This is a genomic window from Gemmata obscuriglobus, from assembly GCF_008065095.1.
Classification (GTDB): Bacteria; Planctomycetota; Planctomycetia; order Gemmatales; family Gemmataceae; genus Gemmata; species Gemmata obscuriglobus.
Genome location: NZ_CP042911.1, coordinates 6,461,327 through 6,474,896, shown reverse-complemented (window position 1 = coordinate 6,474,896; position 13,570 = coordinate 6,461,327). Strand labels below are relative to the sequence as shown.

At 62.0% G+C, this 13,570-nt stretch carries 10 protein-coding genes, 5 tRNA genes and 2 pseudogenes; 15 read left to right on the top strand and 2 right to left on the bottom strand.

Features of this window, described 5'->3' with window-relative positions; translation table 11 throughout:
* The first annotated feature begins 34 nt into the window (after positions 1–34).
* The 3 genes and pseudogenes from GobsT_RS27095 (at position 35) to GobsT_RS40615 (ending at position 2,128) form a co-directional block, all read left to right on the top strand.
* On the top strand, positions 35–826 hold the full coding sequence (locus GobsT_RS27095; protein WP_010047420.1) for a response regulator: 792 nt from the start codon (positions 35–37) through the stop codon (positions 824–826).
* Between the two features lie 129 nt (positions 827–955).
* Positions 956–1,815 (top strand): annotated as a pseudogene (locus tag GobsT_RS40625) (ISAzo13-like element transposase-related protein).
* Positions 1,816–1,841: 26 nt separating this feature from the next.
* A pseudogene (locus GobsT_RS40615) lies at positions 1,842–2,128 on the top strand (ISAzo13-like element transposase-related protein).
* Positions 2,129–2,853: 725 nt separating this feature from the next.
* Here GobsT_RS40615 and GobsT_RS27080 read toward each other — a convergent pair.
* Together GobsT_RS27080 and GobsT_RS38195 are read right to left on the bottom strand one after the other, a co-directional pair.
* Positions 2,854–3,774 carry an MBL fold metallo-hydrolase gene (locus GobsT_RS27080; protein ID WP_109570855.1) on the bottom strand — a complete coding sequence of 307 codons (921 nt, stop codon included), beginning with the start codon at positions 3,772–3,774 and terminating at the stop codon, positions 2,854–2,856.
* Positions 3,775–5,208: 1,434 nt separating this feature from the next.
* The gene (locus tag GobsT_RS38195; RefSeq protein ID WP_157506964.1) at positions 5,209–5,382 is read right to left on the bottom strand and encodes a hypothetical protein; all 174 of its coding nucleotides are present in this window, start codon (positions 5,380–5,382) and stop codon (positions 5,209–5,211) included.
* Between the two features lie 822 nt (positions 5,383–6,204).
* Between GobsT_RS38195 and GobsT_RS27075 the strand changes: the two genes are divergently transcribed.
* The 12 genes from GobsT_RS27075 (at position 6,205) to rplL (ending at position 13,451) form a co-directional block, all read left to right on the top strand.
* Positions 6,205–6,276, top strand: a tRNA-Thr gene (locus tag GobsT_RS27075).
* 73 nt (positions 6,277–6,349) lie between these two features.
* A tRNA-Tyr gene (locus GobsT_RS27070) sits at positions 6,350–6,432 on the top strand.
* A gap of 80 nt (positions 6,433–6,512) precedes the next feature.
* Positions 6,513–6,584: transfer RNA gene (locus tag GobsT_RS27065), tRNA-Gly, on the top strand.
* Positions 6,585–6,721: 137 nt separating this feature from the next.
* Positions 6,722–6,794, top strand: a tRNA-Thr gene (locus GobsT_RS27060).
* Between the two features lie 175 nt (positions 6,795–6,969).
* The gene (gene tuf, locus GobsT_RS27055; RefSeq protein ID WP_010040244.1) at positions 6,970–8,274 is read left to right on the top strand and encodes an elongation factor Tu; all 1,305 of its coding nucleotides are present in this window, start codon (positions 6,970–6,972) and stop codon (positions 8,272–8,274) included.
* Positions 8,275–8,378: 104 nt separating this feature from the next.
* Positions 8,379–8,450, top strand: a tRNA-Trp gene (locus tag GobsT_RS27050).
* Positions 8,451–8,704: 254 nt separating this feature from the next.
* Positions 8,705–9,679, top strand: a complete 975-nt coding sequence (gene secE / locus GobsT_RS39005; protein WP_081471639.1) for a preprotein translocase subunit SecE — start codon at positions 8,705–8,707, stop codon at positions 9,677–9,679.
* Positions 9,680–9,717: 38 nt separating this feature from the next.
* Complete coding sequence (nusG, locus tag GobsT_RS27040) at positions 9,718–10,611, top strand: transcription termination/antitermination protein NusG (RefSeq protein WP_081471640.1); 894 nt, start codon at positions 9,718–9,720, stop codon at positions 10,609–10,611.
* A gap of 148 nt (positions 10,612–10,759) precedes the next feature.
* A complete protein-coding gene (rplK, locus tag GobsT_RS27035; protein ID WP_010040250.1) occupies positions 10,760–11,227 on the top strand; it encodes a 50S ribosomal protein L11 in 468 nt (155 codons plus the stop codon).
* Positions 11,228–11,410: 183 nt separating this feature from the next.
* Positions 11,411–12,280, top strand: a complete 870-nt coding sequence (gene rplA / locus GobsT_RS27030) for a 50S ribosomal protein L1 (protein WP_010040252.1) — start codon at positions 11,411–11,413, stop codon at positions 12,278–12,280.
* A gap of 111 nt (positions 12,281–12,391) precedes the next feature.
* Positions 12,392–12,943 (top strand): 50S ribosomal protein L10, encoded by a 552-nt coding sequence (gene rplJ / locus GobsT_RS27025; protein WP_010040254.1) that lies wholly within the window; start codon positions 12,392–12,394, stop codon positions 12,941–12,943.
* Positions 12,944–13,064: 121 nt separating this feature from the next.
* Complete coding sequence (gene rplL, locus GobsT_RS27020) at positions 13,065–13,451, top strand: 50S ribosomal protein L7/L12 (RefSeq protein WP_010040260.1); 387 nt, start codon at positions 13,065–13,067, stop codon at positions 13,449–13,451.
* The last annotated feature ends 119 nt before the right edge of the window (positions 13,452–13,570 follow it).

Genomic DNA, 13,570 nt, shown 5'->3' with positions numbered 1-13,570 from the left:
CTCAGGGGCGCACCGACCCGGCGGTGATCCCACGATGTCCCTGCGCGAGGTCGAGATGAGCGAGTCCCCAGACCCAGCCGGCCTTGCGGAACAGTCGCGCCCCGGTTCGATCCCGCAGGATCCGGCGGAGCGGCTTGCCGGACGGGTACTACTGGCCGCGGACGCGACGGAGACGCAATCAGTGCTGCGGCACATTTTAGAGCGTGCTGGGTTGGAAGTGGAAGCGGTTGAGAACGGCCGCACTGCACTGGAACTGGCGTCCGGTGGTGCGTTCGACGTGATCCTGATGGATATGCAGATGCGCGAGCCGGGCGGGTACGCGGCGGCTCGCGCATTGCGCCGGCGCGGGTACTCAGGGGCGGTCGTGGCACTCGCCGCACACGCGCAGTCGTGTGATGAAGAGAAATGCCTGTCGGCCGGTTGCGACACATATCTGAGCAAGCCAGTAAATCCGGACAAGCTGCTCCAGGTCGTAAGAACTTACCTCTCGCCGGATCGTTGGGGGATGAGTTGCTCCCCGACTTGGTTCGATGTGCCGCCTTCTGTGGGTTATGGGGAGGCCGTTCCGTCGGGTCTGGCCCAGTTGACCGCTGATTACTGCCGGGCGCTGCCTGAGAAGGTACGCGCGATCGGCGAGGCGCTCCGCGAGGGGAACATGCTTCGAGTATCCGAACTTGCCCACCAATTACGTGGGTCGGCCGGCATGTACGGTTTGCCGCACATCTCCGCCGCGGCCGGTTCCGTCGAGGACGCGTGCCGGGCAGGGTGTGGCGCCGCGCAACTGGATGAACTGGTCGGCTACCTGCTGACCGCCGCGCATCGTTGACTCCGGCGGGCCGCGATTAGAAACGGGCACGGAGTAACTTCCCGGAATTGTAGTCTTCGGTTACGCTCCCTCCAGTTCCGGGACCGAGCGGAGTGCGCCACGAGTCCGTACCCAGCCGCCGTGAAGCGAATGATGAAGCGGTTGTACCGCTCTCTCTCCGCGAGAACGACCGACGCCGATACGCGGCGATCGAGGCCACCAAACTCGGGCACGGCGGAACCGAGTACATCGCCACGTTGCTGGGCTGCGATCTCAAGACGATTCGCCAGGGGATTGGTGAACTGGAAGCCGAAGACGAACTCGACACCCCGCGGGTGCGGAAAAGGGGGCGGACGCAAGCAGTTGATCGACCCCAAGCCGGGCGTGTCGGGACCGTTCGCGGAGGTACTCTGGGGCCACACGGTCGATGGCCCCATGAACTCGGACGTGAGGTGGACCAGCCTGTCCCGCAGACAGATCGCGCGGCGGATGAAGGCGCTGGGGGCGTCGGTCAGCCGCCGGACCGTCGGCCCGTTGTTGCGCCGGCACGGGTACCGCCAACGCAAGGCGTTGAAGAGGAAGACGATGGGCCGGCACCTGGACCGCAACGCCCCGTTCGAGACCATCGCCCGGTTGAAGGGCCCGTACCTTGCGGCGGGCCTGCCGGTGTTGAGCATCGACACAAAGAAAAAGGAGTTGCTGGGGGGCTTCTACCGCGATGGTGTGAGCGGCACGCGGAAGACGATCACCACCAACGACCACGAGTTCCCGAGTCAGGGCGGGGGCAAGGTGTCCCGCACGCCTGTACGACGTGGGGGCGCAACGAGGGGTTCGTGCATGTGAACACGAGCCATGACACCAGCGCGTTGGCGTGCGGCGGCCTCGCGGCGTGGTGGGAGCAGCACGGCCGCACTCGGTATCCGGAGGCGAAGAAGGCGTTGGTGTTGTGCAACGGCCGGGGCAGCAATAATGCGCCCCAGTACCTGCTCCAGGAAGACCTTCAGGAGTAGGCGAAGCGACCGGGCTGGAGATTCGGGTGGCCCACGACCCGCCGTACTGCTCGAAGTACAACCCGATCGAACACCGGCTGTTCCCGCACGTGAGCCGGGCCTGTCGCGGGTGGTGTTCCACACCGTGGAGGCGGTTCGCCATTACATGGCGAAGTCCGAGACGACGACCGGGTTGCGGATCTTCGTCGGGCGGTTGAACAAGGCGTACGCGACCGGCCGGAAGTGCGTGACCGGGTTCAAGAAGGCGATGAAGATCGTCTTCGATCCGGTCCTACCCAAGTGGAACTACACCGCACTTCCAGACCCACCATGAAGTCGGGAAGTTATTCCGTGCCCGTTCCGAAGCCGCTGTGGTGGAATGGAAACCTGTGAGGATTTGCCGATGTCCCGCCCCGCCACCCTAACGTTCACGCCCGCCCCTCTCGAAGCTCTCGGCGCGGAGCGTTACGCGCATCCCGATCCACGCGTGCAGCAGCGGATGGAGGTACTGTGGCTCATCAGCCAAGGCGAGACCTAGGCCCGTAGCGGTCAACTGGCGGGCGCCACGAAGGCCACGGTTGCCCGATTCGTCGCCATCTTCCGCCGGCACGGGCTTGCCGGTCTGAAGGTGTTCCATTGGGCCAAGCCCGTCGGCGCGCCGGAGGCGCATTGGGTGGCCTTGGAGGCCGAGTTCCGCGAGCGCCCGCCGCACACCGTTGCCGAGGCGGCCGGGCGCATCAAGACGTGGGCGTGTGGCGGAAGGAGGCGCAGGTGCGCGTGTCCCTCAAAAAAGTCTCTGCCGGGGTGGCGTCGGATGGGGGCCATTGCCATTGCCGTCGCCGGCTCGGCCCGGGTAACGGAGTGCGTTATTCGTGGGAGCCGCGCACTTCGTGCCGTGGTCGTTCTGGTGCGGCGGCTGATGCCTGTGCGGATGTTCGTCGCGCGCAGAATCTACACCGGCCCATAGGAAGTATGCGGGTCGATATCTGTGGTTGGGCGATGTGAGCGAGACGCACGATGGTGTCGGTTTCTGACGAACCTGCTAACCGAGTAAGGTGATCAGTCCCTGCCTGATGTTAGTGCTCCGACCACCGCACCAGCACCGACCGCAAGCAGAACCGCGGCCGGCGGGAATACCGGGGGCGGCACGTAACGCACGCCCCGGATGTCTGCGACTGCCGCGCGCCGCACGTACCGCCCATCGACGGGCACCGCGAGCCGGTCGAAGTCGCGTGCGAGTCGGTCCAACTGCTCACGCAGCTCGCGCCCCCGCATCGGTACGCCGTGCCCGGTCGCAGCAACTTCTGGCTGCAGCGAGGCGAGGGCCCGCACCGACGCCTTAGCGGTTTCCCAGTCGGTGGTGAAGTACGCGGGCGGACCGTGCACGGCTTCTGGCTTGAGTAGGGCGGCGAGAAGTGACTCCTGTTTGGTGGTGACGAACGCGTCGCCGGCAACCAGCGTCCGATCTTCGGCTCGGAACAGCGACACGTGCCCCGGCGTGTGTCCCGGGGTATGGACCCACTGCCAGTCGGGCAGGTGCGGCACCGCCCCGTTGTCAGGTAGGGGGCGGACCCGCGAACTCAGATCGATCCCGCGTCGCGAATACAGTGGTGACACGAACGCCATCGCACCACCGCCCACAGCGGGGTCCGGGGGCGGGTAATCGGACCGGCCGGTGAGGTACGGCAGCTCCAGCGGGTGTGCGTACACTGGCGCGTCCCAGAGCTCTGCGAGGGCTTTGACCGAGCCGACATGGTCGAAGTGTCCATGAGTGAGCACGATTGCCGCCGGCCGAGAGCGCGGGCCGAAGGCCGCCGCCGCCGCCGCGACGATTGCCGCCCGTGAGATCGAGAGGCCGGCGTCGACCAGCACCCACCCGCGGTCGGTAGCGAGCGGAGGGCCGATCAAGTATGCATTCACGATCGACAGCGGCACGCGGAACACGTTTGCCCCGGATTGCATTTCTGAGTGCGTGGCCATTACGCGGACCTGCGGTGTAAGGTGGGACGGGACTCGAGCCGCAAGCATGGTGCCAGACCCAGCACCCAGGCCGCCCGGGCCGGTAACTGCACACATAATGCGGTGCACGTTTCAATTTTCCCACAGAGGGGTTTAGGGCGTGCAAAGAGCTACGGTCCACATCGGCAGCGAAGCCGGCTCGCGGTCGAACCTTGTCAGCGGGCCGTCCAAGAGGGCGGGTCGCTGCAGGGAAAAGAATCATCTGATGCTTCCTCCACAACGTCTTCAATGAGCGTCCCGGCCGGGTGCCGTTCCTCTTTGGCGGCCTGCGCAACGTGGTCGTAAATGCCAGTGCTCACACCGGCTCCGTAGCGCGCCAAGTGAGCCGCTCGCCGTCCTACCCCTGCCGCGTCACGACGGCGGCTGAGGCCGTACCACACCAACGCCGCGCCAGCCACGACGAGTAACGCACCGACGGCAGACGCCAGCGTCCCTTGCTCACGAGCTGTCATGGTTGTTCCTTTCGAACAGCAACGACCCGGTTCAACCAACGGACCTCAGTAGCAACCTCGGAGCCGAAGGTGCGGCCGGCGCACGTCAACGAATCCTTTGGTCGAGTTTTGAGGAAACTCCTGTCACGCGGCCGCAAGGTGTACCGTCACCGGCGTGGGTGTGGTATCAGGTGCGAGACCGTCAAGCCGTTTACGGGTCGCGGCAGGACGAATGTGCTTATGCGAGTGCGTGGGACATGCTGTTCCGATCATCCCCTCTTGTGGGCTGTGACATGCGATCTGGGGAAGACGTGATGTTACACGCGTCAGGCCCCACGATGGCGTCAGAGAAGTCAGCAAACACGGCTCGGGTGGGTAGCCGGGCATTACCCTTGCACTGACAACACGAGGCGTCGATTTGTGTGCCAATCGTATGAGAGCGTTTAAACCATGACAGCCGTAACTCAGCCTTTGCCGGCGCGGACGGTCAAAACACACCTCCCCGCCGGCGCCGCTGGCTCGACGTTTCATCCGCTGGCTACCGCTCTCGGCCTATTCAGCCTGGGGCTCGGACTGGCTGAAGCCTTGGCGCCCGGTACGATGGCCCGAGCGACCGGTGTCCGCTCTCCCGCCTTACTGCGCGCGTACGGGTTGCGCGAAATGATGAGTGGCTTGGGCATCTTGACTAACAAGCGCCCCGCGTTCTGGCTCTGGAGCCGGGTGGGCGGAGACGTAATTGACCTCGCCACTCTCGCCGCTGGATACGTCGAAGCCACATCCGCCGACCGCACAAAGATTCTCGCCTCGACCGCCGCGGTGCTCGGCGTCACAGCGCTCGACGTACTCTGTGCCGTTGAACACTCGTGCATGCACGACCAGCAATAGTTTACTGATGATAGATGTTTGGTTGCGCCTGAATGGGGGCACGGATGTTGCTGGGTGCGGTCCTGGAGCGGTTTATCGCTCACCGACCGATGGCGGTCGCGGCTCGGACGCGTTCGAGTACGCGCTCGACCCGGCGCACCTGGAAGACCTGTTCGTGCGCGTCGCCGGGGGCCGGCACGAGCGCGAACGCCTGTTCTCCCCGTGCGTCGATCGGGTAGCCAACGTGGTGTGCCGAGTGAAGCCCTCGGTCCACGCCGCGCACCCGGCCTCGGTCGGAGCATCTTCATTCGTAGGCCGGTCGAAGCTGGGGCCGAATCGCATTGGAGTGGCGAACCGCTCGGTGCCGAGCGCTCGCTTGAACACGCTGCGGACCTGCTGGATGAAGTTGCGCACGCGGACTGGTCCCCAGTTCCGGGCCAGGTGCTTTCGCAGGTCAGAGAAGTCGTCGGGCCGCAGGTCCGCGATGATACGGCTCTTACCGAATCGCGTGACGATGAGTTCGGCCGTGTCGTGGTAGTGCTCTGTCTACGCTATATTTTCGGGCCGGAAACGCCCCACTTTGCAGGAACTCCCTATGACTGTCACTTCGGCAACCCGAAAATTTAGCTTCGACAGGGCAGTAGTTGCTCCACGTGCGCGGCGAGAGATCGCTGCGGTCGCGTTCGGGTTTCTGGTGGTTCAGGTACGTGCTGCACACGTCCTTGACGGTGACACCCGCTGACAGTTCGCGCGGCTTCCGACCGGAGTGCAGGGCGTGCTTCTGGAGCGCTCCGTCAAGGTCGTCCCATGGGCCGAAATAGTACAGCTTGCCATGGATTTTCTTCGCCCAGCGGCTGATGGTGTGCGGGAAGAGTGGAAATTGCGGGTACGGCTTCTGCGGTTTCTGAGTCTTGCTGGCGAACCCGGGCGCCTTAGAATCGCTCTTAGACATGACGGCCGCCGCGAACGGCAGTTGTGGTAGACCGGCTGAAGAGTGGTAACGATCTGCCCGGCTGTTTCCAAACGACCGAGCGTTAAAAAAACGAAAGTTGCGGACGCGGCCAACCGCCCGTAGTCTCGGAGGTGAGAGGAAAGTGCTCGCGTAGCTCAGTGGTAGAGCAGCGGTTTTGTAAACCGCTGGTCGTGGGTTCAACTCCCTCCGCGAGCTTTCCGTTTAGCGAACGGTTCATACAATCAGGGTGTCGAGGTGTGCTGGAGCTAGGAACGGGGGCAAAATTCACGGGTAGGTGGCAGAGCGGTCAATTGCACCAGACTGTAAATCTGGCCTCTTCGGAGTTCGGGGGTTCGAATCCCTCCCTACCCACTGGTTAGGTGTTGTTGTGACGTGCGCGTGGCGGCGTTGGAGGTTGTGGCGACTCTCGGCGGGCGAATGGGCCGCGATTCGCGGGTGTAGCTCAGCGGTAGAGCTCTTGCCTTCCAAGCAAGATGTCGTGGGTTCAAATCCCATCGCCCGCTCTGGGTTCGAGGTTGTGTTGCCGAAGTGCTGCCGTGTTAGTAAGTTGTCGAGGAAGGAAGAGACTTCAGAAATTGTTGTCTAAGCTGTCTGCCCCCTTCACTTTTTCGCCGAACCTTTTACCCTGTATCTGTGTATCGCTGCTGTAGCTCAGTTGGTAGAGCACCTCCTTGGTAAGGAGGAGGTCATGGGTTCAAGTCCCATCAGCAGCTCTTTCGGACGGCTGCGTCAGCGGCCGCCCACTTTTGTGGGCGGCCGCTGACGCAGAAGGGTTGGTAAAATCGGCAGGGTTGGGGCGGGCGAGTCGCTTCGACGCGGGGCGGCCAGCCGCTGGAGCCGTTTGGGACTCAGGCAAGCACCTACGTTACCGTTGAGGAGTGAGGAGCGATGGCTAAGGGGACATTTGAGCGCACCAAGCCGCACGTCAACGTCGGTACGATCGGTCACATTGACCACGGTAAAACGACGACTACTGCGGCTATCATGGCCCGCAACGCGCACCTCAACAAGCTGAAAGAGTTCAAGACCTACGCGGAAATTGCCAAGGGCGGCATCGTCCGCGACGCCAACAAGACCGTGACGATCGCGGTTTCGCACGTTGAGTACGAGTCGAACGATCGCACGTACAGCGGGCCGGGTGACCTGCCTTACAAGGATCTGCTCGACTACCCGGCGCTCGAGAAGATCGACTTCTCGCAGCCGATCAAGGGGCGTCACTACGCTCACATCGACTGCCCCGGTCATGCTGACTATATCAAGAACATGATCACCGGCGCGGCCCAGATGGACTCCGCCATCCTGGTGGTCGCCGCCGATGACGGTCCGATGCCGCAGACTCGCGAGCACATCCTGCTCGCCAAGCAGGTCGGTGTGCCGAATATCGTCGTTTACCTGAACAAGTGCGACAAGGCGGATCCCGAGCTTATCCCGCTCGTCGTGATGGAGCTTCGCGACCTGCTCAGCAAGTACGACTTCAAGGGTGATGATATCCCCATCATCTTCGGTCGCTCGAAAGAAGCGCTCGAAAACCCGGGCAACGACAGCCTTGACGGGCCGAAGTCGATTGATGCTCTCATGTTTGCGCTCGACACTTACGTGCCGCTCCCGCAGCGTGAAGAGGATAAGCCGTTCCTGATGTCGATCGAAGACGTGTTCTCGATCAAGGGTCGCGGTACCGTGGCGACGGGGCGCGTTGAGCGCGGCACCGCCAAGGTTGGTGATGAAGTCGAGATCATCGGCCTCCGCAAGGACAGTGTCAAGACGGTGCTTACCGGCATCGAAATGTTCCAGAAGACGCTGGATCGGGCTATCGCCGGCGACAACGTTGGGGCGCTCCTTCGTGGTATCGAGCGCGATGGCATCGAGCGCGGTCAGGTGCTCGCGAAGCCCGGTAGCATTACCCCGCACACCAAGTTTGAAGCCAACATTTATGTGCTCTCGAAGGAAGAGGGTGGGCGTCATACCCCGTTCTTCAAGGGGTACAAGCCGCAGTTCTACTTCCGCACCACGGACGTGACCGGCTCGATCACGCTGCCGGCGGATGTTGAAATGTGTATGCCTGGCGACAACGTGAAGATTACCGTCGAGTTGATGGATGGGATGCCGGTCGCGATGGATGAGGGCCTCCGCTTCGCCATCCGCGAAGGCGGCAAGACGGTTGGCTCGGGCGTTGTGACCAAGATTATTGCGTGATTGTTGCCAGGGGTGGGGATCAGAGTCGGTAAGTAGGTGGTGGGCGAGAGTTGTTGAGGTGTGCGTCCACTGACTATTGACGCCTGATTTCCGATCCCTGAGCTACGAGCGTAGCTCAACGGTAGAGCAACGGTTTCCAAAACCGTCGGTTGGGGGTTCAAATCCCTCCGCTCGTGCTGTCGCGGATCGGTTGGCCGTTAGCGGCCGAGTGGGTGCCGTCGCTTGCCAAGCTAGTGCGGCACTGAAGCAGTCGTCGAGTTTCAACCGGCCGCCGAGAAGGGGAAATAAATCCCTTCTCGGCGGCCGGTTGGCTCAATGCGGCAGTTGTGCCGCAACTCGTTTACTTCACGCCGCTTATTGACGCGCCGAAGATGCGCCCCAGGCGCCGGGTCGGCGGTTGCGGTCACGACAGGGATGGAGAGGACGGAGCATGGCGACTGCCGTTGAAACCAGTTCCGCACCCAGCACTCCGGGTCAGTCGTTGAGTCTGCCCGTCGCAAGCTTGCTCGGGGCGATCTATGTCGTCGCCGTGCTGGCTATCGTGCTTTATGTGATCCCACTGTTCTGGTCACAAAGTGTCTCGCCGTCGATCGGCAGTCGGCCGGCAGATTACCTGCTTTGGTTTACTGCCGAGGTGGCGGCGCTGATCGGGCTCAGTTGGGTCGGATTCAAAATTGCCGGCAACCCTCCAAAGGGCACGCACGCCGGCATTTTTCTCGTCATTTCGGCTGTGATTGCCATCTTCTTCGTGGCCCGCGCGTTTGCGATGAATATTGAAGGGCCGCCCGGAATGGCGGTCGCTGGCGTGGTTGCCCTGGCTCTCGCGTTCGGTGCCGTTCGGTTTCTTGCCGGCGTGACCGGAGCGAAGTGGATGGTGATGCTCGAAGAACAGGGGTGGTTCACGACGCACCAGTATAAGCGGTCGCTCGGGGTGAAGGTTCGGCGCCTCACCATACTCGGGGTGCTCATTATCGGCGTGTCCGGTGCGTGGTCGATGTTCACGAACGGACTGGTTGGTGAGCAGCTTGAATTGACCTTGCCGTTCGGTTGGCGTTCGGTGCCGCTGATGCACGGCTTCCTGCTGACGATCGGTGCGAAGGTGGTCGTGCTTGCCCTGCTCGTTGCCGTGACGCTTTGGGTGTCGCTGCGTGCGGTTAATGTGCCGGACTTCGCCGAGTTCCTCATCGCCACCGAGGCGGAGATGAACAAGGTGTCCTGGTCCACTCGCAAGAGGCTCGCGCAGGACACCGTCGTGGTGCTGGTTACGACCTTGCTGATGACCGTGTTTCTGCTCGCGGTCGACCTGTTCTGGGGCTGGCTGTTGAGTCGGCAAACGGTCGGGGTGCTCCCGGCGCGGGCGACGAACGCCGATAAGGGCGCGCAGGTTCAAGAAGCGAAGTGGTGACGCGGGTTCCTGCGAGGCGGCCGGAAGGCCGAAGCAACATGAGTGACAATGTCGCCGCCGATGCTGCTGTAAATGAGTCGCCCGCCGCGGCGTCCAGCCCGGATTTGACTGCCGATGGGTCGGGTGACGCGGAGGTCGCGGCTGCCGAATCTCTGCCCGTGCCGGACGGCTCTCACGTGAGTGAGGAAGCGGCTGAGATCGTAGCCGGCGAGTCTGCAGGGGCTGTAGTCAGCGAAGATCGTGCCGCCGTGTCTGAGGATGTGGAAGGCGAGGTTCCTCCGCATTCGGAAGGGGATGTTGACTCCGCCGAAGAGGTGCCCGAGAACAAAAAGAAGTGGTATGCGATTAAGGTGCAGAGTGGTCGTGAGGACACGATCAAGGCTGCCATTCTGCGCAAGATCGCGATCGAAGGTTTGGAAGACGTGTTCGGCCAGATCATGGTGCCGGTCGAAAAGGTGATCGAGAAGAAAGCGGTCAAGGTCAAAGATAAGAAAACAGGCGAGTATAATACGGTCGAGCGAAAGGTCGAGCGAAAGGTCAAGAAGTTTCAGGGCTACATTTTCGCGGAGCTGGAGTTCAACGACCGGCTCCTGTACCTCATTCGCGAAACCAGCGGGGTCGGCGATTTTCTGAAGCTCCGTCCGCGCCCGAACGATACGCCGGTGCCGGAGCCGATGAGCGATGCTGAAGTGAAGCAGATGCTCGGCGAGAAGGTCGGGCCGGAGAAGGGGCCGACCAAGGTCAAGGTGGACTTTGAGAAGGGTGATCGCGTCCGGATCAAGGAAGGGTCGTTCAAGGACTCCGAAGGTGACGTGAAAGACGTGATCCTGCCGAAGGACCCCACCGACCCGCCCAAGGTTATCGTGACCGTGACGTTCTGGGGCCGGCCTCTTGATGTTGAGTTGGAATACTGGCAGGTGACCAAGGCGTGAGCCTCACGGCGTTTCCCAACACAACTGCCCCTCTTGGTAGCCGTCGTGTTACTGGGAGGGGCAGTTGTGCTGTAAATTCTGTGGCCATGCTGTGGCCTCCGCCTAAGATACACGTTTTGAAAAAGATCAATCCGGCTCAGGTGCAGTAATGGCGAAGCAGGTAACCGCGCAGGTCAAGCTCCAGTGCCCGGGTGGGTCGGCAACGCCCGCCCCGCCGGTCGGTCCCGCGCTCGGTGCGCACGGCGTGAACATCGGCATGTTCGTGAAGCAGTTCAACGACAAGACCAACAAGCCCGAGATGAAGGGCTTGATGTTGCCGGTCGTGATCACGGTCTACTCGGACAAGAGCTTCGAGTTCAAAATCAAGAGCCCGCCCGCGGCCATTCTGCTGAAGCTCGCGGCCAAGATTCCGCACGCGAAGAAGGCCGGCAAGGAAGTGATCCCCGCCGACGCCAAGAAGCAGGGCAAGTACAAGAATCACAGCGTCACCAAGAAGCAAGTGCGGGACATCGCCGCGCAGAAGCAAGCGGACCTGAACGCTCGTGATGTTGATCACGCGATGCGGATCATCGAAGGTACGGCCCGGAGCATGGGGCTGACCGTGGTTGAAGGTTGAGGTTCCGTGCGTTTTTGGTCCGTTAAAAGTGGCTGAAAAACGCGTGCGGGCTTCTTGTCGGCACGCGTTTGGTGTTGTAATTGATATCTTCTCATACCGCCGCAGCTTTTTGGGCACGCGGCGGGAGGGGCTGTAACGGTGGCGATCGCCGCTGTGACCCCCGCTACCGAGAGAAACGAGATTATGGCGAACGAGAACGAACCCGCTGTTGCGGGGGCTGAAGTGGCGCTGGCTGCTCCTGCAACTCCGCCCGCCGACTCGCCGGCGCCCGCCGCGGTCGAAGCGGTTGAGAAGAAGGTTGTTGAGGCCGAGTTGCCGCAGGCCAAGAAGAACAAAAAGCCGGGCGTGGGTCCCCGCCGCGGCAAGAAGCTTCGTAACCACCTGAACAACGTCAAGAAGAAACTCGAAGACGCCGGCTCGATCCCGGTCAAGCAGGCTGTCGCTGAGCTGAAGAAGTTAAAGCGGGCCAAGTTCGACGAAACCGTCGAGTTGCACATCAACCTCGGCATCGACCCGACCCAGTCGGACCAGATGGTTCGTGGCGCAATTCCGCTTCCGCACGGGATCGGTAAGAGTGTTCGCGTCGCGGTGTTCTGCTCGGGTGACGATGTCGCCAAGGCGAAGGCCGCTGGTGCAGATGTCGTTGGCGGGGCGGATCTCGTTGAGAAGGTTCAAAAAGAAAACTTCCTCGAGTTCGACGTGGTGCTCGCGGTGCAGGCCATGATGGGCCAGGTGTCCCGGCTCGGTAAGGTGCTCGGCCCGCGCGGCCTGATGCCCACGCCGAAGGCCGGTACGGTGGTGCCCGCGACCGGCGATCTCGCCCAGGTCGTGCGGGAGTTCAAGGCCGGCAAGGTCGAGTACCGCACCGACAAGACGGGTCAGATCCACGCTGGTGTCGGCAAGTTGAGCTTCGACGAGCAGAAGCTCGTTGAGAACATTACGACCTTCGTTGAGCAGATTCGCTCCGTGAAGCCTTCGGGCGTCAAGGGGAACTTCATCAACGGCGTCGTGCTCTCGGCCACCATGTCGCCGGGCATCCGGTTGTCGATCTAATAATTGGTGTTTCGTGTTTTGTGTCCGGCGCTTTGCTTGCCGCCCTTGTGTGCTGGCGAGCAAGTTCCGGTTGCAAAACACTGAGCACAAGGCGCCAAACACGAGACACCAATGAGCAAGAAGATCAAAGAACTGGAGTTGAACAGCCTCCGCAAGACCTTTCAGGGTGTGCGGGACTTCGTTCTGCTGGAACCGCTGAAGCTGGACTCCGCGGCTGACTATACGCTTCGGAAGAGCCTTCGTGAGAAGAAGGTTCGAGTGAAGATGGTCAAGAACAGCTTCGTGCGGAAGGTGTTCAGCGAGAACGGCATGAAGGTGGAAACGGGCTCCGGCCCGACCCTTCTGTGCTGGGGTGCCGACAGCGCGAAGGCTCTTGGGACCGCAGTGGAGGCTGCTCTCAAGCTGCTCCGTCCGGACTTGAAGGTGCCTGAGAAGGTCAAAGAAAAGACCGGCATCGCTGACGGCGAGATCATGACCCTGGCGCAGCTCGCCAAGGTGCCGACCAAGCAAGAGGCGATTGGCGAGGTTGTCGCCGCCGTCCTTGCGCCGGGGGCCGCTCTGGCCGGTGCTCTCATGGCGCCGGGTGCGGAGCTCGCCGGGATTCTTAAGGCGATCGAAGAGAAGCAGAGCGAAGGGGCTGCGGCCCCTGCTGCTGCTAGCTGAACTCTGTTGGGATTTTAATTGTCTATTTGAGCCCGAGTGTGGCTCGGGCTTTTAACCTGACCAGCTATTACGCACCTAGCCGGATCGCTTCACCCGGCGCATTCACCAAAGGATCGAAGTCATGGCTTCCGTTCAAGAACTCGGCGACGCTCTCGCTGGCCTCACCCTCGTTCAGGCTGTTGAACTCAAGACCTACCTCAAGGATAAGTATCAGATCGAGCCGGCCGCTGGCGCGGTTGCGGTCGCTGCTCCCACGGGTCCCGTTGCTGCGGCCGAAAAGCCGGCTGAAGCGACCGAGTTTAACGTGATCCTGGAGAGCTTCACCGACAAGGTGAAGACGATCAAGGTCGTGCGCGAAATCACCGGCCAGGGCCTCGGCGAAGCCAAGGCGACGGTCGAAGGTGCGCCGAAGTCGATCAAGGAAAGTGTGGACAAGAAGACCGCCGAAGACGTCAAGAAGAAGCTGGAAGAGACCGGTGCGAAGGTCTCCATCAAGCCGGCTGGCTAATTTTGCTCCGAAGATCACCTGGTCGATAGCGACTAGGTGGTCCTGGTGGGATGCAAAAAAAATGCCCAGGTGGGGTGACTTTTCCACCCCGCCTGGGTATTATTGTCGTATGGCGTGTG

What these genes read in the sequence shown, in the direction of transcription:
- rplK (WP_010040250.1), top strand. Translation starts at nt 10,760, where the DNA reads ATGGCGAAGCAGGTAACCGCGCAGGTCAAGCTCCAGTGCCCGGGTGGG.
- secE (WP_081471639.1), top strand. Translation starts at nt 8,705, where the DNA reads ATGGCGACTGCCGTTGAAACCAGTTCCGCACCCAGCACTCCGGGTCAG.
- nusG (WP_081471640.1), top strand. Translation starts at nt 9,718, where the DNA reads ATGAGTGACAATGTCGCCGCCGATGCTGCTGTAAATGAGTCGCCCGCC.
- rplJ (WP_010040254.1), top strand. Translation starts at nt 12,392, where the DNA reads ATGAGCAAGAAGATCAAAGAACTGGAGTTGAACAGCCTCCGCAAGACC.
- rplL (WP_010040260.1), top strand. Translation starts at nt 13,065, where the DNA reads ATGGCTTCCGTTCAAGAACTCGGCGACGCTCTCGCTGGCCTCACCCTC.
- rplA (WP_010040252.1), top strand. Translation starts at nt 11,411, where the DNA reads ATGGCGAACGAGAACGAACCCGCTGTTGCGGGGGCTGAAGTGGCGCTG.
- GobsT_RS27095 (WP_010047420.1), top strand. Translation starts at nt 35, where the DNA reads ATGTCCCTGCGCGAGGTCGAGATGAGCGAGTCCCCAGACCCAGCCGGC.
- tuf (WP_010040244.1), top strand. Translation starts at nt 6,970, where the DNA reads ATGGCTAAGGGGACATTTGAGCGCACCAAGCCGCACGTCAACGTCGGT.
- GobsT_RS27080 (WP_109570855.1), bottom strand. Translation starts at nt 3,774, where the DNA reads ATGGCCACGCACTCAGAAATGCAATCCGGGGCAAACGTGTTCCGCGTG.